The sequence below is a fragment of the Paenibacillus senegalimassiliensis genome (genome assembly GCF_001486585.1).
Classification (GTDB): domain Bacteria; phylum Bacillota; class Bacilli; order Paenibacillales; family Paenibacillaceae; genus Fontibacillus; species Fontibacillus senegalimassiliensis.
Window position 1 is genome coordinate 391,516 of sequence record NZ_LN909044.1, and the last position, 24,666, is coordinate 416,181.

Genomic DNA, 24,666 nt, shown 5'->3' on the forward strand with positions numbered 1-24,666 from the left:
AAATCCGGGATGGATTTGGGCTTGTGAGTAAAGTATTTTAATTATATAGATCATCATTAATGAAGTATGATGCCTGTGTTGCAATGATTGTTTTTTCTCCTTGATAAACATCATAAATATTGAATTGGAATGAGCCTGATTTCAAGGTTGCAAAAATAGGATCGGTAATCTGGTACGACAATTCTTTTCTATTACCAATGACAAAATCCTTTTCCAATTCAATTTCTTTTTGGAAACGAGCACCACTAGAATCTATAACTTCAAGCATGAACTTATGCTCAAATTCTCCCATCTCAAAGCTTAAGTCACGACTAAGATCATACTCTAAGTTTATTTCAAGTCCAGAAGAATTGGTACGCCCCTCAATAGTCGTTACATCCAGTGTATACGGGAAGAGTTGTACATTTTTGAGACCTCTTTGAACACTTCGACTGTCCAGATTAAGCTCCATGGTCGCTGCATTTACATAGCCCGTGCTCACATCTTCTCCTTGAGCAAATTGATTGTCCTTAATACTTTCGCCAACAATTAACTGCCAGTTGGATACAACTGTCCCTTTAGGAACCTTGGCAGAGAAGGAGACTATGCTTGCCGCATCGGGTCCAACCGAATGAGTTACTTGATTGGCTTCGGCTTTGTAGTATTGTCCTTTATCCGTTAAGAAGTAACCTGTAAGTTGGCTTGGAGTTACTTGTTTGGTCTCCCGGTTCTTCATAATTAATTCAGAGTAGATGATATCGTTACTGCTGCCCTTATACATATATGTCTTACGTGCTTGTAAATCAGATTTCTTACCTGCTGTATCCAAATTGAAGTATGAACCATCTGCAATTTCCTTCAAATCACTTGTTTTCCCATAGTTAGAGAACATCGTCCAATTGCTTGTCTTATCAGCACCTACTTTTTGAAGTAGTTGAACCTGCAACTGGGAGAATGTGAGACTACTTGGAACATTCGCGACCACATAAACACTCGTCTTTTCACCAGCACCCAGTATTTGAGTCGTATTACTACTAATCAATTGCACATCGTTGCTTAGCGTAGTTAAATCAAGCTTATAGGCCCCAGCCAACTCCGGTAATTTTGCTGCTTTGGTACCTTTATTAGCAATGGTAACCTTAGTTGCCAACAGGTTCCCATCATTCCAAGGAAGCTTCTGAACAGCATCCAGTGTAACACCAAATGTTCCATCATTATTCTTAACAATTCTCTCTTGCCCCACCGAGCTCTGCATTTCGGTATAATTAGGTAAGCTATACGCTGCTAGAGGATAAGTACTAGCTGTTTCAGGCGTAGCTCCCTCTCCAGAGCCTGAGGTTCCCGCTGGTGTTTTAAGTATCAGTTCAAGTTCATCTGAGTTAACAATGACAGGAATCGTACCATCAACAGTAATCAATTGTTCCTCACCAGGCCCCAACGTAATTCCTTCCAGTCCACTAGCTGATAAAGTGTAAGATTTGGCACCTGCCTGAATTTCAAAAGCATAATTAGGCAAAGTTACTGTCTGATCGCCTTTATTACTCAAAGCAAACTGTACAGACAGGCTACTTTCCCCAAAGCTTTGATTTCGTGACACGCTATCTATTCTTGTTGCAATTCGATTATTGCTCACATTCAGAATGCGTTCCTTATCCACCGCAGTAACAGACTGTTGCCCTTTTTTCGTCCCCAAGTCCATAGTAGCCAAAGGTAGATCGGCCTTAGTGGTTTCATCATTCTGAGCTACTAGAAGTTGTAAATTAGCCGTATTCACTGTTTTTGGCAATTTGGCAATTAAGTTAAGTGTTTTGATTTCCTGAGGATAGATTTGATAATTTGTACTAGACGCATCTGCAGTTAAAGCAAATGGGGTACCACTAGGGGTTTGTAATATATATTTCAAATTGGGGTTCTCGATCGTTCTGGAGCCCGAATTATGTAATTGCAAGGCAACCCCTACATAATTATAGCTTCCTAGCCCAATTACATTTACTGAAGTTACTTTAGCATTGGCTGAATTCTCACCAAAAACAAGCTTTCCTGTTGTGTTCACAGGAGTAGCAACCACATAAGAAGCTGGCACGCTTATACTTCCGAGTAATTGTTCATACCCGGCAACACTAAAATTCCATTTAATCACTTGGAAGTTCAAATCACTATACTTTAGGCCCTTAGCAATCTTGGCCGTATAAGTGACATTAACAGAAGCTCCTGGAACAACTGTCTTTTTGTCTTTGTCAGCACTGATGGCGGACACACTATAGACCGTTCCGGATTTCGTCTTAACTTTAGACCAATAATCAAGTAAGGATAGAGCAGAACTCCCCCCATTTTGATAAGTCAAAGTATACGTCAATATATTTTCGCCATCTTGAGACAAAATATTAACGTTGGTTAGCTTAACCGTACTCCTGGCACCAATACTCACGGCCTTCAATTGACTAAGTGTCTTCACTGCAGGTTGCTTCTGAGAAGTCGTTGTTTTCTTAGCAGCGGCAGCAGCAACATCTACAGGGCCCGCAACAGCTTGGCCAAGCAGAGCGGTAACCGCCATCGAAGCTACAAATATCCTGGTTCTATTCAATTTCAGTCCTCCTACTTTTTAGTCCTATATACTATATACGCGCCAAACTAAAAAAAGTTTAACAGAGAAGGCTGAAATATTGCTGAAAATTCTTAAAAACACTTAGCCTACCAATAAATATAATTTCAAATCAAAAAGACGAACCCCGTGAGGGTCCGCCTTTTTGATTTGAAAATTCAATTAGAATGGAGAAACAGTATATCTTTTTACAGTTGAGAAGGACTTCAGATCGTTACCAGCATCGTCAGTGATTGCACCTTTTCCGCCAGCAAAGCTGATGGAAACAGTTTTAACACCACTAAGTTCGGCTTGGTCAATAGCAATTACCAGTACACGATCATTACCATTTGCATCTGCTTCTACAGAAATCGTATAGTTAGCAGCTTCTAAGTCATCTGCACCGTCAAGACTAATATCAAACAGGTCTTTCACATACAGTTGAGTGTATTTAGTGCCAGTTTGAGATTTATCTTCGATATTCTCGCTAACAGTATACTTGAATTCGTAGGTTGCATTAGTAACATTTGCTACAGGAGTAGCAAAGTTAGTTGATGTTACTTCTGGAGCGATGTCGTCATTAAGTGAATATCCAGTTTGCGGAAGAATTGAATTTCCATAAACGTCTCTAGTTTTTGAGTCTGCAGCAATGTCCAGTGCGAACACACTATCTGCTTTGGACAGAACGTTATTACCAGAGAACGTCAATGTTACAGTCTTTTTGTCACTGGACAACGAAGCATTGCTTGGTTGTACACCATTAACTGTGAAGTCGTTTTTATTGACACTAGCAAGCTTGCTGTCAAATTCAACAGTAACCTTCGTTGTACTCACTACAGAAGAATCTTTAATATCTGCTGCAACGTTAGTCACTGCTACATCAAGCAAGTAAGAAGATCCCTTAGTGAAGTACTCACCATCAGCATTCTTAATATAGCTTGCGTAGACTGTTGCAACTGAAGAAACCGGAGTTTTGAAATCTTTCAGTGCCAAGCGTACTGTATCTGAGTTATACAAACGCACAGTACCATCGTAGTAATTACCACCATCAATGTAATATTTAGCTTTATCAAGAGCTGTACCATTACCCGATGTAGCTACTGAGCTAGAGAAGTTCAAGTACAGATAGTCACCAGTCACCCATGCCTTATCAAGGCTGTTGTCAGCCAATGTTGACAAGTCAAAGCTGATTGTTTGTGGCAACATGGTGTTGGAGATAACAGCAGTATCAACAATACCCGATACAGTCAAGGTATATTTAGCTGCATCCAAGTCGCTACCCAGGTTAACTTTTACTTCCTTCTCAGAATCAAGATCAAATTCAATTGCCAATTGAGGATTGCCATCAGCATCAGTGTAGGCTGTATCAGCAACATCACCATCAGCATCCTTCAGGACATAGTTGCTAGCGTCAACAGCATCTGTTTGATCGATCGTTTTGTTAAACTTCAACCAAACGATGTAGTCATCACCATCTTTTTCAACATCGCTATTTACGATAACAGGACGAACAACATCAATAGTAGGTGTAACTGTCGCAGTACGATCTGCAGAGTTACCACTGTAGTCTGTAACACCTTTAATGTAGATTGTATTAGCAGTATAGCTCATTGCGCTATCCAGCTTAACAGTAACTACATTGTCATTAATTTTAATTGAAGCAGCATCGTTAGATGTAACATTTGCGTAAACTTCATCAATGTTCTTGATAGTTTCGTCAAATGTAATAACCAGTTCCTTAAGGTCGTTAGACTTGATCGATTCTACTTCAGGAGCAGCTGTATCTTCAACCACATCAAATGATTGCTCTACTGGAGCAATTACAAGACCGGAGAAATCCTTCACTTTGCTCACAGCAATAGTGTGTTCACCAACAGAAAGGTTAGCATTCACGATTACTGTATTTGGATAAGAATATTCAATCGATCCAGCAATTGTTCCTCCATCGATGGAGTAGTTGGAAGGATCCTGAGCATCATCCGGGTTAATCGGCTCGCTGAATTTGATTTTGAAAGCACTTGTCCCCAAGCTTACTACCTCAGAAACTGTTGGTGCAGTCACATCAACTGGAGTGAATTTAACTTCGGAATCAAACGTTACAGTAGCATCAGAGTTTTGAACATCTTTAACGGACAAAGTATATTCTTCTTTGTTCTCCAATGCATCGCTGTCCTCAGTCAGCAAGAGCGTTACTTGCGTTCCATCTTCAGACAATGTAGCGCTATCGATAGTTACATCATCAATAGAATAGTTATCTTCATTTTCTGCAGTAACTGCATCTACAGTACCGTCAAAAGTTACTACAACTTCTTTCAGGCTACCTGCTGCAACAGTGGATACCTTTTGTGCTGCTGTAGTAACATAAGTTACTTTTGCAGTGTACTCAGTTCCGTTGTGAGTGAATTTAACTTCAGTTTCTTTGTTTGGTACCAAAGCAGTTTCCAATTCAACTTTTACAACTTCGTCGTTGGAAAGTTTGAATTCAACAACTTTACCACCTTCGGAAACTGTGTAGGAAGCTACGGAAGGTACTTGAGCGTTTTCGTAGATTGCATAAGCTGCAACTACAGCTTGGGAACGAGTAGCTGCTGCTTGGTAGTTGATACCTTCAGCAATGAAGCCAGCTTCAACTGCTGCTGCTACATAACCTTTAGCCCATGGAGATGCAGTGTTTTCAGCATCAGCAGGAACTTCAAGTTCCAAAGCAGTTACCAGAACTTTAGCCAGTTCTTGAACTGTTACGTTACCCGATGGATCGAACAAACCTTTTACAGTGTCTTTACCTTGAAGGATACCAGCTGCAGTAGCTGCTTCAATGTAAGGAGCTGCCCAGTGGGAAGCACTGTAGTTTTGGTCTTTGTAAGTAGCCACGCCTGTTACTGGTTCCAAAGCGATTGCGTTAACAACGATTTTAGCCAGTTCAGCACGAGTCAAAGTTCTTTCCAGGTGGGACAAACCATCTGGGTAGCCAGTAACGATACCAGCTTCTTTCAAAGCGTTAAATTGTTGTTCAGGCGACAAATTAGCTTCGGCGCCGAAAGCTACAGAAGCAAACATAGAGAATGCCATTGCTGTAGACAGAGCTACGGATAAAATTTTCTTCATAACCTTTTTTTCTCCTCCTTGATTAACTAACAAATGAGAATTTTCTTTAAATGAATAGCTCGTGTTACTCATTAGCCATTGCACCCCCTTTCCAGAGCCTGAGCAGGTTTCCTATAAATTAGGTCTGCGATAAAATCGCAGAAACTTGTAAACCAATTCAATTAGTAGAATGTAGAAATAGACTAGTTTCCTAATCCTACCTAAACATTATACAATGAGTCCCAAGTGCCGTAAAGCTAATTTTTCTAATAGATAGACAAGTTTCCCTATGAGGAACGTATTGCCATGTCTAAATTGGTCGTCATTGTCATGCTCTACAACTTAAACGCAGCAGATTTCAAAAAGTTGCGGGGATTTCGAAAAAAAATTGCGAGATTGTAACTTTTCTAGGAATACCCTCAATTTGATCTTTTTTACTTCACTACCTACTGACGGAAATTAGTATATCATGCCGAAATATGTCAGTCATTAAGCAACTTTTCCCAATTCGCACTATCCTTAATATATGTACAGACATGACAAATAAGACGTCCTTTTTTAGGACGTCCTATGGACAACACTCGTAACAATCGTTCGGCAAATCATCTGACTCTCATGGCCAACTGGATGATACGAGCTCGCATCTGCGGATCACTATTCAATTTCTCGTACATGCTATCAACTGCTTCTTTATTGTCCTTGTATGTCTTCTCATGCGTCATCGTGATGCGGGACCACTCAATCAATTCATTCTCAGCCGCACGCAGCGCTGTAAATGCCTCATGAAAACCGGTTTCAACTACAAGCCCTTCCATAACCTCCTGGGTTACCTCTTGCAATTTAGCCGTCTCTTCAATTTTCTTCTCCAACACTTTGGATTTATCCTCAAATTTACGCTTTGCCTTGGAGTAACCTAGTTGAGGTTTAGATAAAATCGGTTTCATCTGTTCAAGTTCACCCTTTTGCATAATGTCTATTACTCTGCCTATTGTATCGCAAAGCTCCCCAAATTACAAAAAGATGTAATTGGTAATACAATAAGGGACCCGCAAAAGGACAGCTTCTTACAAAGCGTCCTTCTTGCGGGTCACAGTTCAGAGGCCTATTTCTAATTTGAAAACAATCTAGCTCAAGTTTTTAGGGAACAAGCTTGTGCTCTTCTTAAACAGCTCTACCGCAATTTTGCCGGCTTCAGCACGGGTCATATTGCTGGTTGGGTTGAAGTTATAAGAAGGCTTCTTGGCTCCTTCCAGTGTCACTGGGCTACCTGACATGATTTTAGCCTTCGTAACAGCTTGTACAGCCGGAAGCGCATAACGGTCAATACTACCGCCATCCAAGAAGGATTTGGTTACGTTCGTCTTCAATTTATCATCATTGATAGCCAACTTCAAATCTGCTGCACGGGCAATCATAACCGCAGCATCCTGTCTCGTAATCGGAACGTTTGGTGAGAAGAAGCCTTCGGTTCTACCTGTGATAATCCCTGCTCTGGCTGCCGTTTCAATGTATTTATAATCCCAGGTTGTCGTCCCCGAAGTCGAACCCACATCAAAGAATGTTGGCGTACCTTCATAATTCAGAGGCAAGCTTAATCCTTTCACCAGCAGTGCAGCAAACTCACCGCGGGTCGTTTGATCATCCGCTCCAAAGGCGTCTACACGCAAGCGGTTCATAATTCCCTTCGAATACAAGGCAGTTAAAATATTTCTTGCCCACGGGTGATTAGTGACGTCACTGTAGCTCTTGTTCAGCTTCATGACTGTATAATATCCAAACTCGTCAAACGGAGCCGTGATCGTGTTGCTCTTGGTGTCTACCTCACCGCCAATATTCTCCCATACGCCTTGACCACCCTTGTCAACATAACGGAACATAGTTACGGTTGTACCCGCATCATCCACTACATTGGTATCAAATTTAATCGTGATCTCTCCCCGTTGGGAAGGAACAAGCTTGCGCAGAGTATCGAAGCGTGTAAAGTAACCTTCTGTCGAGTAAGGAGCCAGCCCGTTAGTGGATGGCAGGTACCCGCTATCTCCCCTATTTCCGAACTCGCCTACTCCACCATTTACCCACATGATTTGGGACACACGCGTAAAGTTAATGGTAGTCCCGTTGTAGTTGAAATTGTAGACCAGGTTATCAGGAATAACTACATTATTATATTCACTACCACGGTTAATGAAAGCACCGTAATCATTTCTCCGTTCAACTACACCATCTTTAGGATCCGCAATCCCAAACAAAATTTTATTGTCAGGGTAAAATTTCGTGATTCGGTTGGCATCAAGTGCAGCGGATTGAAGAATCGTTCCTTTAGGGAAGGATAACTCCAGCGTCTTATTGAACGCACTATATTTTGTCCCTACCTTTTCAGCCATGTACTGCGAATCGATAGCGATCTCACTGGTGTAGTACACTTCAATGGTTTTCTCGGAAGTCGCGCCTCCCCGAACAGCCTCAACCGTTATTTTGGTTGATTTGTTAGGTTTGAGGCCCACATAGTCATAAACGAAGCGATCCGGACCTAAATCGGGACGACGAATAGCTTCACCCTTGCCGATGACTACAGAGTCCGCTCCTTCTGCTTCGATATCAAATCGAATAAAGTTCTTGTTGACCACAAATTTATCGCCCACCGTAGGCACAGGAGCTAACAAGCGGAGTGCATCAAGCACACGAGTAATCTCCAAGCGTTGGTTAGTCCGTGCCCCCGTATTATTAATTAGCTCAAGGTTATATACCTGTGTTCCAGGAGCATCGAATTTCAGACCACGAATCCGCAAAATAAAGTCACTTTCATTCCCCACAAAATCATAGGTGTATTTGCTGTTGCTATTGCTTGCGCCAACTTCAGCCGCTATTGTTTCAGTAATGCCTTCCTTGCTGAATATTTTCTCGGTACCCATGTAGACATTAACAAATCTTGCTCCTCCTCCGCGAATGAGCAAATCGTATTCCTTCTCAGAGGTTTCATAACCTGGATCAACGAAGGTGAACTCCGTCGACAGCTTGAAGATATTAGCAATGGCTTCACTTAAGGCATCGGTGTCATTTCCGAATTCATCAGCCGTTGGGAAGACCACGCGTGATGATTCAGGGTCTGGGATGCTGGCAGGCTGAAATTTATTAATATTAGATACATTTTCATCAATAATATAGATCCGCAGGTCTTTACGGACAAGCTTCTCATTACCTGCTGCATCTAGAGAAATCCCGGTAAATACCAGTCTGTTTTCTCCGTAGATCAAAGGACCTGTAGTTTTGATGTTAAGTTCGAGTGAGAATGCATTTCCATCACCAAGATCCAACTCAACCGTCGGACCATCGCCATTTTCTCCGGTCCCCTGGTTCAAATTAGTCCCACTAATACCATTGACCGTATATTGAACACTGTCAATATTCTCAAAGCCAACATATCGACCAGAGATTTTTAAGGTATTCGTCACTTTTGAGTTAAAGGTATAGGTTTGTCCATCAATCAGATTATCAATATAGATATAACTCTTTGAAGCATAAGAAATATTGACATTGTACGGCGCAGAAGCTGAATACCTGAACTGTACTTGCTGCTGGCCATTAGCAAAGTTAGTTACTTTGTAGATTTGGGTGTTAGGTAATGGCTGCCCACCCCTTATAACATTGCTTGCCACAGGACTCCCTAAACTCAAGCTTTTTGCCCCTAATGGCAGGTAGTCGGCTGTCAGTGTTCCTGGCGTACCATTTGCCTTAACCATAATATAAAAGCTCGAATCACTCACTTCAGCGCCATTTAATGGAAGCATATTAAAATCGCTAATATCCGTTGCAGTCCCATCATAATCCGGAAGATAGTACATATCCGTAATTACAACTTGCCCCGGAAGATAGGAGAAGGTAGCGCGTCCATACTTAGCATCAGTATAGGAAGCCGTATAATTACCATATTCCAACGTTATCTGTGCCGTTTGTGTTGCTTTAATATTGCCGTTCGTGTCTTCTTCCAGCGGAATTCCGTCTACTCGGAAGGTCACAAGGCGGTATGTTGGCGTTATTCCATCTGCACCAGGAATGATAATTTCCTGTCCACCATCACTTAAATCAGTATTTAACAATACAATATCTTCGCCACTGTATGGGGGAGTATTACCGTTTATAGTAATCGTCGTATCAGCATCTGAGAAATCGAGTTCCGATGAAGCATATGGTACCAGCACCTGCATGATCATATTTACCGTGCCAGGTAAAGTAGTAGTAATCGTCGGTTTGGTGCCAAATGCCTTTTGTGGCGTACCACTAGCATCCACAAAATACATATCCGTGAACGGATTGTTCTCATCAAAATAATATACATCTCGCAGGATTGTCACTGAGTCGGCTGAACTGGAGAGCACAATCTTCAGCTTATTCAGACCGGGAGCCAATGTTAATGGTGGAGAATACAACTGGTCGTTATATACATCCGTTGAAAGTGGCGTACCGTCATTAACAGATACCGCTACTTTCGTGATGTTGTTAACGATCCCCTCCAGAGAGATGGTTGGGTTAGTTACAACCACTTTAGTTCCTTCATTTAAATTAATTGCCGCAGGCCCACCGCCTACGATTCTTAACTCAGAAACGTAAGGAATTGCGTCGTAGAGCACGTAGAAGGATTCAGAACCTTCTGAATTCCCTACCGTCCCGGTAAACGTAATCTTGTTCATACCAGCGAATAAAGTCAGGTCTCTAGCCACAAAACGCTTGTCCGGGTCTGTTGTATCCTGCATCACGGTGCCTGGCACCGTACGCAAACCATCAACAACCCATTCCTTTTTAGCCTCATCCCATACCAATTGATCGATTTGTGCCTTCAGGCTTGTGCCCGATACCTTGGAATAGGTACCGTTAATCGTCAATGTAGGACTGGTTACAACGTATACATTATCTCTACTTATTAAATTATCAGTTCCGCTCGTTTTCAGACCTACTGTCTTACGAATGTCCAAAATATCAGGACTGAAGTAGGTAGTTGAAGACAGTGCTGCCTTCGCCACCGGCGTAAACGAGGCCGGCAACAGGGTAATGACCAGAGAAAGCAAAGTCAGCCAGATAAACGGCTTTTTCAAGCGTTGCATGGTATAAATCTCTCCTTTGATATGTAGTGTGTGATGCTCCCGACAATGGCTCTCGGGAAGCGGCCCCAAAAACGTCACTTACCTTTGTTATCGGTCGAAAAGTGGAAGAAATTTAGGAAAAACATGAAGAAGAATCCATTAAAATTGGATTCAAAGAAAAAACCCGCTGTTACCAACGGGTTGAGGTTCAACAGTCATGTTATTAGATAAATCCGTCTCAATTCAAAAACATATTAAGCCCCTGCTTCGTTACTTCGTCCCCGTACGCTCTGCTCCTGCCTTCATCCGTAGACGAGCTAGAAAATCAAGCACAGGTCGCTTCGTCTTACCAATCAGCCCAATAACCTCGGCACCGATTTGCAAGAAGAAGACCATGACACAGATAACGACAAAAGTAACCCAGTTTGCGTTGTACATGGCAGCCGAAGATTGAATAATTGCCAACACACCAAAGAACGCGGCAATACCATAAATAATCAATACCGTCTGACGGTGACTAAAGCCCAATTCGCGCAGGCAATGATGTAGATGCCCCTTATCAGGCGAGAAGATTGGCTTCTTCTGCATCCAGCGCCGTACAATAGCAAACATCGTATCCGACAGCGGTACACCAATCAGAATGAGTGGCGTCAGGAACGATACAATGGCCACCTGCTTGAAGCCGAGCAACGATAACAGCGATAAACTAAAGCCCAGGAACAGAGCCCCGGAGTCACCCATAAATATTTTCGCAGGATGAAAGTTAAAATATAAAAACCCGATGATGCTGCCGAGCAACAGCAGACAAATTAACGCAACCACGATGTTGCCCATCAGGAAAGCCATCACGGCAATCGTACCAATCGCAATCGCCGAAACACCCGCAGCAAGACCGTCCAAGCCGTCAATCAAGTTAATGGCATTGGTTACGCCAACGATCCACAAAATTGTGAACGGAATAGCTACCCAGGTTTCCACCGCACCATAGGTATGGAACGGAATGTTAGCAAATTCCAAACGAATATCAAAGACGAACACAACTACACAAGCTGTGGCAATCTGGACTAAAAATTTAAGCTTTGCCGGTAAATCAAAGCGATCATCCAGCGCCCCCAGCAATATCGTTAATGTGCCCCCTACCAGGAAGGCCTTAATAAAGTTCACTTCGCGTACCGTGAAAATATCCGGAAGAAACGGAAGCAACAAGAAGAGCGTAATGACAAAGGATAAGAAGATTCCTAAACCACCGAGTCTCGGCATGATTCGCGTATGCACTTTGCGTGCATTGGGAACATCCACAGCGCCGACCTTAATAGCAAATTTCTTAACGAGCGGCGTTAGGCCCAAAGCCAAGCCAAGAGAAACAATAAACCCGATGATGTAAATCATCAACATGCATTTCGACCTCCAATTGTTCTGCCGGAATGAATTATACTCTGTTTAGAAAGAAACTCCAACCTCGTTTTTGTGCAAAAAACCGCTCAAATCCATAGAAATCGAGCGTTTTAGCCCATTTTCGTTAGGTTTTCTTTCTCGCGCATTACACGCACAGCGAATTTCGGCAGCGCAAGCATTCTGGGGAATCGAGTAGGCTCCTTCAGCAAACGATATAACCACTCCAGCCGAAGCTTGCGGAACATCATCGGCGCCCGCTTGGCTCGTCCCGAGATAACGTCAAAGCTTCCGCCTACCCCCATCATTACCGGCACTTGCAGTTCATCCTTATATTTGGCAATCCAGGGCTCCTGCGTATCTGCACCACGGGCCACGAACAATAAATCTGGCGCTGCCTTGATGATCCCGGCAATCACCTCTCGGTCCTCCTCAGTGGAGAAATACCCATCCCGATAACCAACAATTTCCGTTCCAGGATACTGCAAGGCCAAGCGGCGAGCAGTCTCCTTAATCACATCCGGAGCTGCGCCCACCAGGTACACCTTCCACCCCAACCGTTCCCCTTGCTTCATTAATTCATGAAGCAGTTCATAACCGGGAACTCGTTCTTTTACGGGATCGCCACCTTTGCGAGCGGCCCATACCAAGCCGTTGCCGTCTGGAACAATCAACTCCGCCGTTTGCATCATCGCTTTATATTCGGGGTTCTCGAGGGCTGCCATCATCATAATGGGGTTAGCCGTAATAATATGATGTGGCTGCCTAGCAGAGATGGCTTCCGTTAAATAAGCAACCGTCTCGTTCATCCCCCATTTACTTACAGCAACACCAAACACCGAAACTGTAGGAATGCCTTGATTCATCTTGGTCATCCTCGTGCTCCCCCATTACTTTCTTAGAAATTCGGCAATCTGCCCTGCCGGCACCCGCGCCTCTCGCTTCAATTCATGGATCTGCACTGCGCGAGTCTTACGCCAGGCTTCAGCTTCCTGCAGAAGACGTTCGCCCTCCGCTGCCAGAATTCTCGGGTCCAGGTCCTCCGTGGTTCCCACCGGAACACTGCTGATCCGTCCAAGAAAATGATCAATCTTCGGATCATAAGAGATGCCGAGCAATGGAATTTGCTGCGAGGCGGCGTATATCAAGCTGTGCAGCCGCATTCCCACCAGCAGGCTGCACCGGCTCACTTCCCGCAGCATCTCCCGCGGGTGCTCTGCTTCTGACGCAATGCTCACGGTGCAGCCGCGTTCTTCCACATTTCCAAGCCGCTCCATTACGAAGCGGGAAGCTTCGTCGTCGCCGGGAAAATGAAAAGGAAGAAAGCGGATATGCACCGGTCTGCGGCGGCAGAGCAGCGCAAGCCCTTCGGCGAGCTGCGTCAGATCCGTTCGTTCTCCATTCCAGAAACGAACGGACACTCCCACAATCGGCAACGCTCCTGGAGTTGGCGCCTCAGGAACTGCCCCCTCCAGAGTCAGCCCCATCACCGGATCAGGGACGACCTTAACGGCATCCTTCTCGCGGAGTCCCATCTCACGAAGCAATCCAGCCGATTCTGTATCACGCACGGAGATATAGTCGCAGCGGCGGAAGACCGATGCGATGAGCGGGCGGAACATCTTCCGGTGCACCGGCCCAATCCCTTGAGCATAGACAAAGGTGGGCTTGCCCAGCCATTGTGCTAACTTAATAATACCCAAATAATAAGGGATTGACTTCAATCCAGTCGCATCCTGAAGCAAGCTGCCTCCACCGCTGATCAGACCATCGCTGTTCTTTATAGCCTTCCTTACCTCACCGAGTTTCATCCGGTGTACAGATTCCACCCCATAGGTGCGGCTCGTCCATTCCGGATCAATGGACAGAACTACAGGCTTGATGTCCACACCGGATGTTAAGCCCTCTTCCTCCAAGGCTAACAGAATGGACTGAAGCACCGCCTCATCCCCGCTGTTACGAAACCCGTAATACCCCGACAGAACTATGGTTTTAGCAGTCGTGGCGACCATTTGCTCCAGCACCTTTCAATGATTTGCCAAGCCAGTACGGCAATCAACCCTACTACTAAGCCCAATCCTAATCCCAACACGCCGCGAATCAAGGAAAGGACAGCCGGTGTATGAATATGCGCGAACGTATCCACCATTGATAGTTGTCCCATCACAGCCAAAATCATGGCGAACAGCGGCCAACGATAACGACAGGCAGCAAAGATGCCCACGATAAATAACGGATGCGCCAGTAAAAATTCTTTATTGCGCGGACGTACGCCAAAGGCATTTTCCAGGAAAGATCGGAAAGCAGCTTCCCCAGGCAACAGCGTTCCCGCATTTCCGGTACGAGAGAGATAATACAAGGCAGCTACACCCAGAACCGCAGCGATCGCAACCCATAATACTGTAATCGGCATCCGCAACCAGTTGCGAAGCTCCTCGGCCACGGAATTACCACGGTACAGGAACACATAAATGGCAATAAGCAATATCGGAGCCAGATGCAGCAGACTAACACCACGGAATTGATTCAGCACCAGACTATAAGTAATGTTATTCAGCAGAGCAATCACAAAAGGTACCGCAGCGAGCGACAATACCGAGGTTTTCAGATACAAAACGATGGTATGAGTCAGCCTACGTGCTCCTGTCATGTCGGGATGCTTCTCCCGTAGCTCTTCTACTTTACGAATAGCCAGCACCACAGCAATCGTTGGTGCACTAATTGCAGCAAATAGCGCGAGCGACTGCTCGAGCAGAGCCGGGCGCAATACATATAGTCCGCCGGAGCCAACCCACCCTAGAACAAAGGAAGCCAAGGTTAACGAAGGTAGGAAACACGATACTAATAACGCAATAAAAGCTACGCTCCCTAGTACAACTAATGCTTTCAGATAAGTTTGCCAGCTTGCATCGTATACCTTAAAGGCTTCCGCAGGAGCAAACTCAAAGCCGTTATTTTCAATACGCTGAACCGCATTCCCGGGAGCTTGCAACGACCGGACCAAATTATCTATCGGGTTCGTAATCGCTGCCTTGGCAGCATCCTTGGAAGCGGAAGCGTTAAGATAAATCATTCGAATGTTCCGGTCCTTTGTCGCAAGCGCAAATCGATCTGCTAACGTTTCCGGACTTTGAACCGCTTCGCCGTCCGTCAGTGAATGAAGACGAACCACGTTGTAGTCAGTGAGATAAGCGAGGGTATTAAAACCTTTTTGCGGTGCCTTCAGCCCCTCAATAACCGCAATACCAAGCTCATGTTCATTCAGCAAATTAGCAAAAGCCTGCAAGCTGTTCTTCGACTCATCCTCATTGAAGCCCTTCACAGATTCACCGTCAAACAAAATACGCGTAACCCCATGCTCGGCAAAAAAGCCTAATTGTTCATCCAGTGCCTCTTGATCGTACGGCACGTTGTCCGACAAACGGGGGAGAATATGAAAACCCTTATCCTGAAGCATAGAGAATGCGATTGGGTCCAGCGGCAACGGCTTCATGAGTGCTTCCTCCATACCCATACCGATAGCCAGTCCAGCCTGATTTTGATAGCTCCAGTTAGCCACCGTCACGTCCAGTTGACCAAATGCTTCTCTAATTAATGAACTCAATTGTTCTTCATTCGCCTGACTTGTGAAAGCAATATAAGTGTAATTGCCATCAGGCGATATGACACTCTGGTTCAGCTTAGCGGCTTCCAATGAACTGAAGACCATAATCCGACGCGTCTTCGACAATTCATCCAGCGTGCTCTCAAACATCGCCATCGTTGTCACGCCGGCTTCTTTTAACCGATCCAGTTGCTCATCCATATAGGTTGCCGGAGCCGCTTGATAGGACGCGATATCCACCAACGCCCGATAATTAAAGACAAACTCCACTTTATTTGCAGAAGATTCCGTCTGCACCCGTTGTACGATTATCGGCAAGGATGCCAAAATTCCCACGATTACTAAAACCCACAACCATTTGCGGGAGACGTTATTCCATCGTTGCCAACTCTGAATCACTTCGGTACCTCCTCAAAATATCTCCTAACGATCTACCCGGGCAAGCACTTCCTGCTGCATCGCTTCCAATCGGGCCTTAGCATCCTCATTTGAGGTTCCACGTACACCGAAATAGAATTTAATTTTCGGCTCCGTGCCGGAAGGACGCAAGCAGAACCATGAACCATCCGTCAGCAAAAATTTCAAAACATCGCCCTTCGGCAGTCCATCAAGGCCAAGCGTGTAATCAAGCACATCTGCAACCCCTACACCCGCAACCTCCTGCGGCGGTGCAGAACGGAACTCCTCCATCAGTGCGTTGATTTGGGCCAAACCGTCTTTGCCCTTGAGCGTACGGGAAGCCAAAGTCTCCCGGTAGTAGCCAAACTGGGCATACAGTTCCTCCAAAACATCCAACAGCGTTTTTCCTTGACGCTTGTAATAAGCTGCCGCTTCACAGAACAGCGTGGAGGCTACGATAGCATCTTTGTCCCGGGCATAATTTCCCGCCAGATAACCATAGCTTTCCTCATAACCGAATAAATAAGTATAATCTCCGCTGGCTTCAAATTCGTTCATCTTCTCGCCAATATATTTGAAGCCCGTCAGCGTATTAAATACCTCTGCTCCGTAGTGGCAGGCGATTACAGCCCCTAGCTCACTAGTTACAATCGTTTTTACTACAGCACCATTCTTCGGCAGCGTTCCGGCTTCCTTCATTTGGCTAAGTACATAGTGAACGAGCAAAGAGCCGGATTGGTTACCTGTCAAAATTTCATATTCTCCATCAGCCGTTCTTACCACGGCTCCCATCCGGTCCGCATCAGGGTCTGTACCAATAAGCAGATCAGCCCCCACCTGCTTGCCAAGTTCAATAGCCATTTTAAAAGCTTCCCGTTCTTCCGGGTTCGGAGACTTCACGGTAGGGAAATCGCCGTCAGGCAGTTCTTGCTCCTTCACAATATGAACCTGGGTAAAACCGATTTTCGTAAGTACGCGTCGCACCGGCAAATTCCCAGTTCCATGCAGTGGAGTGAAGACCACGACCACATCCTTGGCAGCCCCTGCGGCCATTAGTTCACGGTTCACGCTAGTATTTGCCACCACTTCCGCAAATGCTTCGTCTTCAGCTTCTCCCAGCCAAACAAGCAACCCTTGGGCTTCAGCTTCCTCACGGCTAAGACGTTTCACTTGCGCAAATGATGAGATAGCCTGAATCCGGTCAATGACCTCCTCCGCTTCATGCGGAACCAACTGTCCCCCCGTAGCATTGTATACTTTGTATCCATTGTATTCAGGTGGGTTATGGCTTGCTGTAACAACAATACCACCGGTAGCACCAAGATCACGCACACTGAAGGACAATTGCGGCGTTGGACGCAACGATAGGAATAACTTGGCTACAATGCCGTTACCGGCCAATACCAAAGCAGCTTCAAGCGCAAACTCCGGCGAGAAGTGACGGCAATCATGAGCAATGACAACCGAAGGTTGGCCTGCCTTGCCTGCATGCGCCTTCAAGATATACTCCGCAAATCCCTGGGAAGCCCGGGCTACCGTATAACGATTCATCCGGTTGCTGCCTGCACCGATCACACCACGCAATCCACCTGTACCAAATTCCAAATCCCGATAGAACCGATCCTCTAGTTCTACGGGGTTAGTCTTCTCTAAATCACGCAATTCCTGTTTGGTGCCTTCATCAATAGACGGGTCTTGCAACCATCCTTTTACTTTTTCCAGAACGGCTTGGCTGATTTCAGTCATGGCTGTTTCTCCTCCTTAACATCTTAAGACAAAGCAAACATAATTTCGCCTTCGGCGACAATCTTATCTTCTACCTTAGCTACGGCCCGTCCTTTGCCAATTGAGCCCTTCATACGAATGACATCAACCTCCAGACGCAACGTATCCCCCGGGACAACCTGTCCACGGAAGCGGAAGCCGTCGAGTCCAGCTAAGAAACCAATCTTCCCCCGGTTGCTCTCCACATTCAATATAGCTACGGCTCCAACTTGAGCAAGTGCCTCAGTAATCAGGACGCCAGGCATTACAGGATAGCCAGGGAAATGTCCGGTAAAGAAAGGCTCGTTAATCGTTACGTTCTTGATTCCGACGGCACGCTTTCCTTCCTCCAATTCAATAATCCGGTCCACTAGCAAGAAGGGAGGACGATGAGGCAAAATCTCCTGAATTTCATTTGTATTTAACATATGTATATCTCCTTTCGGTTCATTATATTTGGATTCAAGATTCGACGTCGAGTCCACTTCCTGAGTTCCTTCGTGATCAAAAGATGACTTTTTGAACTACCTTCGAGTGAATAAAAACAGCGGGTTCCGGTCACACTGTAGTTATCCTTCGCCTCTGCAGAAGCGAAGGTTAAGATAAGGGGCTTATCCGCAAGCGACTACATGTCGTTTACGGATGAAGCCCTTTTTTTACATACAGTCCCCCATCATTATACAGTTTCCGCACACAAAAAGAAAACTCCCGTTCGCCGAGAGTTTGTGGATATTTCTGGTTCATTTATTCTGTTTCTTCTATTATATATGCGCTTATATACGCTGGATTTACCTTCGGCGCTCGCTCCTGCTCAAGGTGCGAATACGAGATCAAATACATGACGCCATGTAGACCAATTCCAAATCTCCGACGGGTCCTGCTTACCAAATACAACGTAGCCGACGACCGTACCTCCGGCCAATGCCAGCACAAGAATTAGCAATATAATGACAATGCGCAGGATTGAGACCCATGCCGCACGTCTTACCACCGGTTCATTCTCCTTACTCATGCAAATTACCACCTATCCGCGCAAGTTGTTGGCCAGGCCCATCATCGTCTCACCAGAAGTCAATGCCCGGGCCGCCAGTTGGTACGCGCGCTGCACTTGCACCATCTCAGCCATTTCATCTGTTAAATTCACGTTAGATTCTTCCAACATCCCTTGACGTACACGCGCTTGACGATTCTGCGGCAAAGTTAGCGTATCCACCAAAGCCGCCGCTGGATCTACACCTTCAGCCAAAACAAACAAGTTATCTCCTCTTTGCTGCAGGGCTTCAGGCCGTTCAGGAGTAAGCAAGGCAATCCGCCCGAGAGCAGTGGTCTCTTCTCCCTCTGTAGCCAGAATGTTTCCCTGTTCATCAATGCTTAGTGCTGCATTCGCAGAAAAGGTGATCGGATCACCCTCCGCATTGAGCAGGACATAACCTTGATTATTCACCAGAAAAGCGGCTTCCTCATCATCCGGATCAGGCTGGACATGAAAATCCCCCGCACGAGTGTAGACCACTGTGCCATCAGGAGTCAGAGCACTAAACAAAGCATTCCCTTCAATGGCCAGATCCGTAAAGTTACCTGTTTCCTTGAATGAGCCTTGCTCAAAGCTCAAACCTATATGAGACATTCTCGAACCAAATCCAAGGTTAAAGCCCGAAGGAGTTGCCCGCCCAGGCAAGGACAAATCCGAAGTATGCTGCTGCACTCGGGTTAAAGTATCCTCAAAGCTGGCTTCCTTGCGCTTATATCCTACTGTATTCACATTGGCTATATTGTCAGCAAGCAGATCCAGCCGTTGCTGTATCCCACTCATGGTTACCATCGCGCCGATGACAGAGTTATTCATGTCGCACCTCCTGTTTTAAGCAGCCCTTACATTATACACGGCCAATTTCATTAACCGCTTTATCCAGGCTTCTATCGTAATATTGGATGACCTTTTGGTTCGATTCATAAGCCCGTTGGGCCGTCATGAGATCCACCATTGATTGGGCCGTATCCACGTTGGATACTTCCAGATATCTTTGCCGTACCTCGGCTGCATCACCTGCGGCCAAAGCCCGAACGCCCGCTGCTTGCTCATTGTCGATGCGGTAGACCCCGTGGCCATCCCGGATCATCTGATGGGGCTGCTCCACAACGGTAATGCCCAAGGTAGCAATGTCCACCTGTTCTCCGGCAGCGTCGATTCCTGTCAAATTTCCTGCGTTGTCACTAATCAAAGTATCAACTGCTACACCCACAGGTAAAATAACAGGGTCACCATCCACATCAAGCACCTGATGACCAGCAGAAGTTCTCAGTTCGCCTTCGGTATTTACCCGAAAGCTGCCGTCCCGCGTATAGCGGACGTTGCCTTCCTGATCTTCCACAGCAAAAAAGGCCTGTGGCTGATAGAGCACTTCGCCATCCTCCGTTATAAACTTCCCGGAGGCATCAAAAGGGATCGCTTCCCCAGTAGCTGGATCAACCAGACCAAGGCTAGAGATTAATGCGAAATCGGTCAGTTTACCGGTCTCCTTCAGATCTCCTTGCGCAAACGAGGCCATGCTCTCTTCCGCAAACACTCCGTTCATGAGCTTCCCGATCGCAAGCTTGCCACCCGTCTGCTTATCGCCCACCAAAGAAATCAACATTTCGGGAAAAGAATGGGCTACCGTGTTCACCTGCTTATAACCCGGGGTGTTCAAATTAGCAATATTCTGCGTCACCGTATCGTGACGCCGCTGCTCCGCTATCATGCCGGAGGCTGCGGTATAGAGACCTCTTAACATGGCCTTCCCTCCAAACTATCTATATATTCAGCGCCCCTAAGAGGCGATTCATTCCTTCTTTATATATCGGCGGATCAGAACTTTTTCTTAAGCACCTTGTCCAAATTATCAAGCATGATGCCCGTCCCCTTCACAACGCAATGCATGGGGTCTTCGGCAATCAATACAGGAACCCGCAGCTCTTCGGCAAGTAGCTCGTCCAATCCATTCAGCAGAGCGCCTCCCCCTGTCAGGATGACACCTCGATCAATAATGTCAGCGGATAATTCCGGCGGAGTGCGCTCGAGCACCGATTTTGCCGCAGATACAATAGAGGAGATTGGATCAGCTAACGCCTCTTGTATCTCATTAGCCGTAATTGTAATCGTTAGCGGAAGTCCGGATACCATGTCGCGACCACGAATATCCATTTCGGCCACGCGTCCGTTCGGATATACCGTCCCAATTCCAATCTTGATGTCCTCTGCGGTACGTTCCCCGATCAACAGCTTATATTTGGTTTTGATATATTTGATAATGGACGAGTCGAACTTGTCCCCCGCTATTTTAATAGACGAGGCCGTGACGATATCTCCCATAGAGAGCACCGCCACGTCCGTCGTCCCACCGCCGATATCGACAACCATGTTGCCGCTAGGCTCATAGATATCCATGCCAGCGCCGATGGCAGCGGCCTTTGGCTCTTCTTCCAGAAATACTTCCTTGGCACCGCTATGCTCAGCAGCTTCCCGAATTGATTTTTGCTCAACAGATGTAATATTCGTTGGAGCACAGATCAAAATTCGCGGGTGGCTGTACCAGCTTCGGCCCCCTACCCGATCTATAAAATATTTCAGCATCGTTTCCGTAACTTCAAAATCGGCAATAACCCCATCGCGCAAGGGACGAATCGCAATGATATTTCCAGGCGTGCGGCCTACCATGCGTCTCGCCTCTTCACCTACGGCCAGCACTCGTCTCCCGTCGCTATCGATCGCAACAACAGAAGGCTCGTCAAGAACGACTCCCTTTCCTTTGACATGAATCAGCACATTGGCTGTGCCCAAATCAATACCAATATCCTTGCTCATCATTTGATCCCCCAAAGCGTATTTTTGTAGATCACGGAAAGGAAGTGCTGCCTATTTCCATGCCATATGGTAAAAGTGTCCCTTAGCGCAGAAGTTGAAATTCGACAAAAGTCGATGCAAATCGTTGATTTTCGGGATAATTGGATGAAAATCCACATAATCTTATACCATATTTAAAAATACCATACTTTAGGGGATGTATTCAATGATAATCGTCCGATAGAACGCTGCCATACACACCACTAATTTAAGGAGCTGATCACCTCTCGTTTAGGTTCCCCTTTTTTTTTGTACTTAATCTTCGTCGCTTCTCCTCCGCGTAGATGGCGAATGGATTTGTGGTATTCGAGAATGTGCTTGACCTGATCGGCTAAATCCGGATTAATCTCCGGCAAGCGTTCCGTTAAATCCTTGTGCACCGTGCTTTTTGATACGCCAAACTCTTTGGCGATCGTCCGAACCGTATGCCGCGTCTCCACGATGCACCGCCCTATTTTAATCGTCCGTTCCTTGATGTAATCGTGCACGCTCCCGCCTCCCTCAACTCGAGATAGTTTGGTACATTATATGAGGGGCGGGCCTATATATTCTTTGTTTCCAAGCCTGACAAGCCTGGGCGAGGCCATTTATTTTACGGACAACCTTGGAGAGCGTGGTGAATAACTACGCAAAAAAAGGAGAGCTTTCGCTCTCCGTGGGCAGCATTAACGTATTCTTGCTTCAAAAATACGCGCCTGCCTTATAGGTTAGATGGGTTTAACTCAGTTCTTCGGAAGCACCGTTTCCGGATTGACCAATTGGTCGTTTTCGTAAATGGCGAAGTGCAAATGGTTATCGAGATCCTTCTCGATTTCATTGCGCCCGCTACTTCCGATGACATCACCTTGCTTGACTTCAATATCCTGCTTCACCGTGACTTCCGACAGGCTTTCATACAAAGTCTTTAGATTGCTGGCATGTGTAATTTCCACCACATACCCCAGCAGCGGTACTTCTTCCACGCGAGTTACCTTACCGCTCATCGCGGCGGTCACTTCAAATGGCTTGCGATCTTCACGCGCCAGGTCAATCCCTGTATTCGGCGTAAACGTATCATTGTACTGAACCAAAGCGGCTTGATGCTGTTCTGCCGTACCTTCTTTCTCATAGAAAGGCTTGACGACAGATACTTCAGCACTGTTAGCTACCGGCCAGGCCAGGTCTTCGGCAGACGCAATCACTTCCGTCGCTTCTTCCCCGTTCATCCCTTGTTGTGTCCCAGCTTCCTCGCCGGACAGGTCGACGGCATCGGTCACGCTGGCGGGGGTCGAATCCATCGGCTTGTTGCTCGCATCCTGGTAGACCCACACTAAGGTTAGTATAATTGCCGCTGCCGCCACATATGCTGCCGGGTAAACCCATCTCTTGGACAATAGTCTCTTCCACGCGGATACCGGGGCTACCGGCTCTCCCAATCCATTTTTAGAAGATTCCTCGTGGGGTTGTTTGTTCTGATTTTCATTCATTTGTTCATCACCTCAGTAACCAGTGTTACCGGGGTCAACTCTTTTATACTTCGTTTATATTAAATTTTTTTCAAAAAGGAAGAGGCCTGCTCAAAATCGATCCCTGTATAGTAGTGTTTGAGAATCTGTGTGGTCGTGAATCCCTGCTTCGCCATACCGTTGGCGCCCCACTGGCTCATCCCGACGCCATGCCCGTATCCATAGGTTGTAATCTTTACCTTGTCACCACTGAGAGCCAAGGTGAACTGGCTGGATCGAAGCTCCAGCTTCTCTCGTAATTCTCGTCCACTATAGGTCTTCTCTCCGATGCGGATTTCTTTCACTCTTCTGCCAGTCGTCCAGGAAAGTATTTGAAAGAGTTTATCGACCTTCAGCTTCATTTCCTTCTTGCCCTCTTCCTGAGCAAAAACAGCAATGGCCGACTGAACCGTCTTGGGAACGGGCTGACCCAGTTTGCGGTAAAGCTGCGTAAGTGGCAACTCTATTGTCTCCTTGCTTTCCGGGTGAATCTGAGCATCCCATGGACTAGCGACGCTACGTAAATAGGGTACCTTCAGCGACCAATATTCCTCTGAATTTTCGGTATACCCTCCACTGGATGAGAAGAAGACCGCCGTAATAGGTTGCCCGCGAAACGTCATCACAATCCCCTCGGTCTGACGTACCGCTTCCTGCAGCTTGGCAAGCTGAGCCGCCTTGCCTTGCTCCGGCCAGGCCAACAGAACCGCGCGGGATAAATACGCCTGGTGGGCCGTCGTATCATTGACGTCGGCAGCCCGCCCGGCCATATCCCCCGTCTCGTCCCTAGCCAGGCGCCGGACGATATAGGTACGCGCGGCAATGGCCTGCGCCTTCAGGGCCGCAAGTTCAAAGTCTGCCGGCATCTCCGCGGCGAGCACGCCAGTGACGTATTGTTCGAGCGGCACGGTCTCGATCTTGCCGGTGCGTGTAAGATGGACGCGCACCGGCACCCCCTCCGCCAGCTCCGCACCCGCAGGGGGCGCTGGCGGAGCAGCGGGCAGCCCAGGCCGAACAGCTCGGCCTGGACCCTCCCGTGCCGCCCCCACCATGGGCCCTCCTCTTAGCTGAGGGCCCGTTAATGCTTGGCCAGGCTGCCCCATCCCTACAACCGGGCCGTTCTTAGCATCGGCCACGGCCACGAGTCCTCGCCCTACAGGCTTCTTCGTTTCCCTTCCAATCCCGGTACCCTCCGGCGCTTGCGCGCTGTGTCTTACTTGCTCCTTCTTGGCCTCCTGTTCACTACCTGCTGATTGTGCCACTCTAGGCATTACATTTATTTTCAAAGAATCTGTCGTTCCTTTCCTCTTCTGCTCATCGGTCAGTCTATGCTGCTGCATCATTCCCACTGCACTCCCCTGCGTCTTCTCTCTTATACCTTTTCCCCGCTATACTTATAGATATGAGTTTGTCGCAGA

17 protein-coding genes are annotated in these 24,666 nt (G+C 46.5%); all 17 read right to left on the reverse strand.

Annotated elements, in window-relative coordinates; all coding sequences use genetic code 11:
• Window positions 1-37 precede the first annotated feature (37 nt).
• On the reverse strand, window positions 38-2,563 hold the full coding sequence (locus BN3279_RS07620; RefSeq protein WP_059050038.1) for a hypothetical protein: 2,526 nt from the start codon (window positions 2,561-2,563) through the stop codon (window positions 38-40).
• 180 nt (window positions 2,564-2,743) lie between these two features.
• Window positions 2,744-5,737, reverse strand: a complete 2,994-nt coding sequence (locus BN3279_RS07625) for an S-layer homology domain-containing protein (protein WP_059050039.1) — start codon at window positions 5,735-5,737, stop codon at window positions 2,744-2,746.
• Window positions 5,738-6,246: 509 nt separating this feature from the next.
• Complete coding sequence (locus BN3279_RS07630) at window positions 6,247-6,588, reverse strand: hypothetical protein (protein WP_059050481.1); 342 nt, start codon at window positions 6,586-6,588, stop codon at window positions 6,247-6,249.
• 180 nt (window positions 6,589-6,768) lie between these two features.
• Complete coding sequence (locus BN3279_RS07635; RefSeq protein ID WP_059050040.1) at window positions 6,769-10,743, reverse strand: S-layer homology domain-containing protein; 3,975 nt, start codon at window positions 10,741-10,743, stop codon at window positions 6,769-6,771.
• A gap of 249 nt (window positions 10,744-10,992) precedes the next feature.
• Window positions 10,993-12,117, reverse strand: coding sequence for a glycosyltransferase family 4 protein (locus BN3279_RS07640; RefSeq protein WP_059050041.1), 1,125 nt, complete (start codon window positions 12,115-12,117; stop codon window positions 10,993-10,995).
• Between the two features lie 110 nt (window positions 12,118-12,227).
• A complete protein-coding gene (locus BN3279_RS07645; protein WP_059050042.1) occupies window positions 12,228-12,989 on the reverse strand; it encodes a WecB/TagA/CpsF family glycosyltransferase in 762 nt (253 codons plus the stop codon).
• A 15-nt stretch (window positions 12,990-13,004) separates the two neighbouring features.
• Complete coding sequence (gene csaB, locus BN3279_RS07650; protein WP_059050043.1) at window positions 13,005-14,126, reverse strand: polysaccharide pyruvyl transferase CsaB; 1,122 nt, start codon at window positions 14,124-14,126, stop codon at window positions 13,005-13,007.
• Window positions 14,099-16,117 carry a DUF5693 family protein gene (locus tag BN3279_RS07655; protein WP_059050044.1) on the reverse strand — a complete coding sequence of 673 codons (2,019 nt, stop codon included), beginning with the start codon at window positions 16,115-16,117 and terminating at the stop codon, window positions 14,099-14,101. The genes csaB and BN3279_RS07655 overlap by 28 nt, the downstream gene beginning before the upstream one ends.
• Window positions 16,118-16,141: 24 nt before the next feature.
• On the reverse strand, window positions 16,142-17,863 hold the full coding sequence (locus BN3279_RS07660) for a phospho-sugar mutase (RefSeq protein WP_059050045.1): 1,722 nt from the start codon (window positions 17,861-17,863) through the stop codon (window positions 16,142-16,144).
• Between the two features lie 23 nt (window positions 17,864-17,886).
• The gene (fabZ, locus tag BN3279_RS07665; protein ID WP_059050046.1) at window positions 17,887-18,309 is read right to left on the reverse strand and encodes a 3-hydroxyacyl-ACP dehydratase FabZ; all 423 of its coding nucleotides are present in this window, start codon (window positions 18,307-18,309) and stop codon (window positions 17,887-17,889) included.
• A 383-nt stretch (window positions 18,310-18,692) separates the two neighbouring features.
• A complete protein-coding gene (locus BN3279_RS07670) occupies window positions 18,693-18,893 on the reverse strand; it encodes a DNA-directed RNA polymerase subunit beta (protein ID WP_059050047.1) in 201 nt (66 codons plus the stop codon).
• Between the two features lie 12 nt (window positions 18,894-18,905).
• Window positions 18,906-19,727: a flagellar hook-basal body protein gene (locus BN3279_RS07675; protein ID WP_059050048.1), complete on the reverse strand. Its 822-nt coding sequence runs from the start codon at window positions 19,725-19,727 to the stop codon at window positions 18,906-18,908.
• Window positions 19,728-19,758: 31 nt separating this feature from the next.
• Window positions 19,759-20,655, reverse strand: coding sequence for a flagellar hook-basal body protein (locus BN3279_RS07680; protein ID WP_059050049.1), 897 nt, complete (start codon window positions 20,653-20,655; stop codon window positions 19,759-19,761).
• Between the two features lie 74 nt (window positions 20,656-20,729).
• A complete protein-coding gene (gene mreB, locus BN3279_RS07685; protein WP_059050050.1) occupies window positions 20,730-21,728 on the reverse strand; it encodes a rod shape-determining protein in 999 nt (332 codons plus the stop codon).
• A 239-nt stretch (window positions 21,729-21,967) separates the two neighbouring features.
• On the reverse strand, window positions 21,968-22,252 hold the full coding sequence (gene spoIIID / locus BN3279_RS07690) for a sporulation transcriptional regulator SpoIIID (RefSeq protein WP_018750018.1): 285 nt from the start codon (window positions 22,250-22,252) through the stop codon (window positions 21,968-21,970).
• A gap of 234 nt (window positions 22,253-22,486) precedes the next feature.
• Complete coding sequence (locus tag BN3279_RS07695; protein WP_059050051.1) at window positions 22,487-23,230, reverse strand: M23 family metallopeptidase; 744 nt, start codon at window positions 23,228-23,230, stop codon at window positions 22,487-22,489.
• 59 nt (window positions 23,231-23,289) lie between these two features.
• On the reverse strand, window positions 23,290-24,591 hold the full coding sequence (spoIID, locus tag BN3279_RS07700; protein ID WP_232436782.1) for a stage II sporulation protein D: 1,302 nt from the start codon (window positions 24,589-24,591) through the stop codon (window positions 23,290-23,292).
• Between the last annotated feature and the right edge of the window lie 75 nt (window positions 24,592-24,666).

Coding starts and splice junctions, on each gene's coding strand:
- spoIID (WP_232436782.1), bottom strand. CDS start 24,591: ATGATGCAGCAGCATAGACTGACCGATGAGCAGAAGAGGAAAGGAACG.
- BN3279_RS07635 (WP_059050040.1), bottom strand. CDS start 10,743: ATGCAACGCTTGAAAAAGCCGTTTATCTGGCTGACTTTGCTTTCTCTG.
- BN3279_RS07645 (WP_059050042.1), bottom strand. CDS start 12,989: ATGACCAAGATGAATCAAGGCATTCCTACAGTTTCGGTGTTTGGTGTT.
- BN3279_RS07625 (WP_059050039.1), bottom strand. CDS start 5,737: ATGAGTAACACGAGCTATTCATTTAAAGAAAATTCTCATTTGTTAGTT.
- fabZ (WP_059050046.1), bottom strand. CDS start 18,309: ATGTTAAATACAAATGAAATTCAGGAGATTTTGCCTCATCGTCCTCCC.
- BN3279_RS07670 (WP_059050047.1), bottom strand. CDS start 18,893: ATGAGTAAGGAGAATGAACCGGTGGTAAGACGTGCGGCATGGGTCTCA.
- BN3279_RS07680 (WP_059050049.1), bottom strand. CDS start 20,655: ATGTTAAGAGGTCTCTATACCGCAGCCTCCGGCATGATAGCGGAGCAG.
- BN3279_RS07675 (WP_059050048.1), bottom strand. CDS start 19,727: ATGAATAACTCTGTCATCGGCGCGATGGTAACCATGAGTGGGATACAG.
- BN3279_RS07640 (WP_059050041.1), bottom strand. CDS start 12,117: ATGTTGATGATTTACATCATCGGGTTTATTGTTTCTCTTGGCTTGGCT.
- BN3279_RS07695 (WP_059050051.1), bottom strand. CDS start 23,230: ATGAATGAAAATCAGAACAAACAACCCCACGAGGAATCTTCTAAAAAT.
- BN3279_RS07660 (WP_059050045.1), bottom strand. CDS start 17,863: ATGACTGAAATCAGCCAAGCCGTTCTGGAAAAAGTAAAAGGATGGTTG.
- BN3279_RS07630 (WP_059050481.1), bottom strand. CDS start 6,588: ATGAAACCGATTTTATCTAAACCTCAACTAGGTTACTCCAAGGCAAAG.
- mreB (WP_059050050.1), bottom strand. CDS start 21,728: ATGATGAGCAAGGATATTGGTATTGATTTGGGCACAGCCAATGTGCTG.
- csaB (WP_059050043.1), bottom strand. CDS start 14,126: ATGGTCGCCACGACTGCTAAAACCATAGTTCTGTCGGGGTATTACGGG.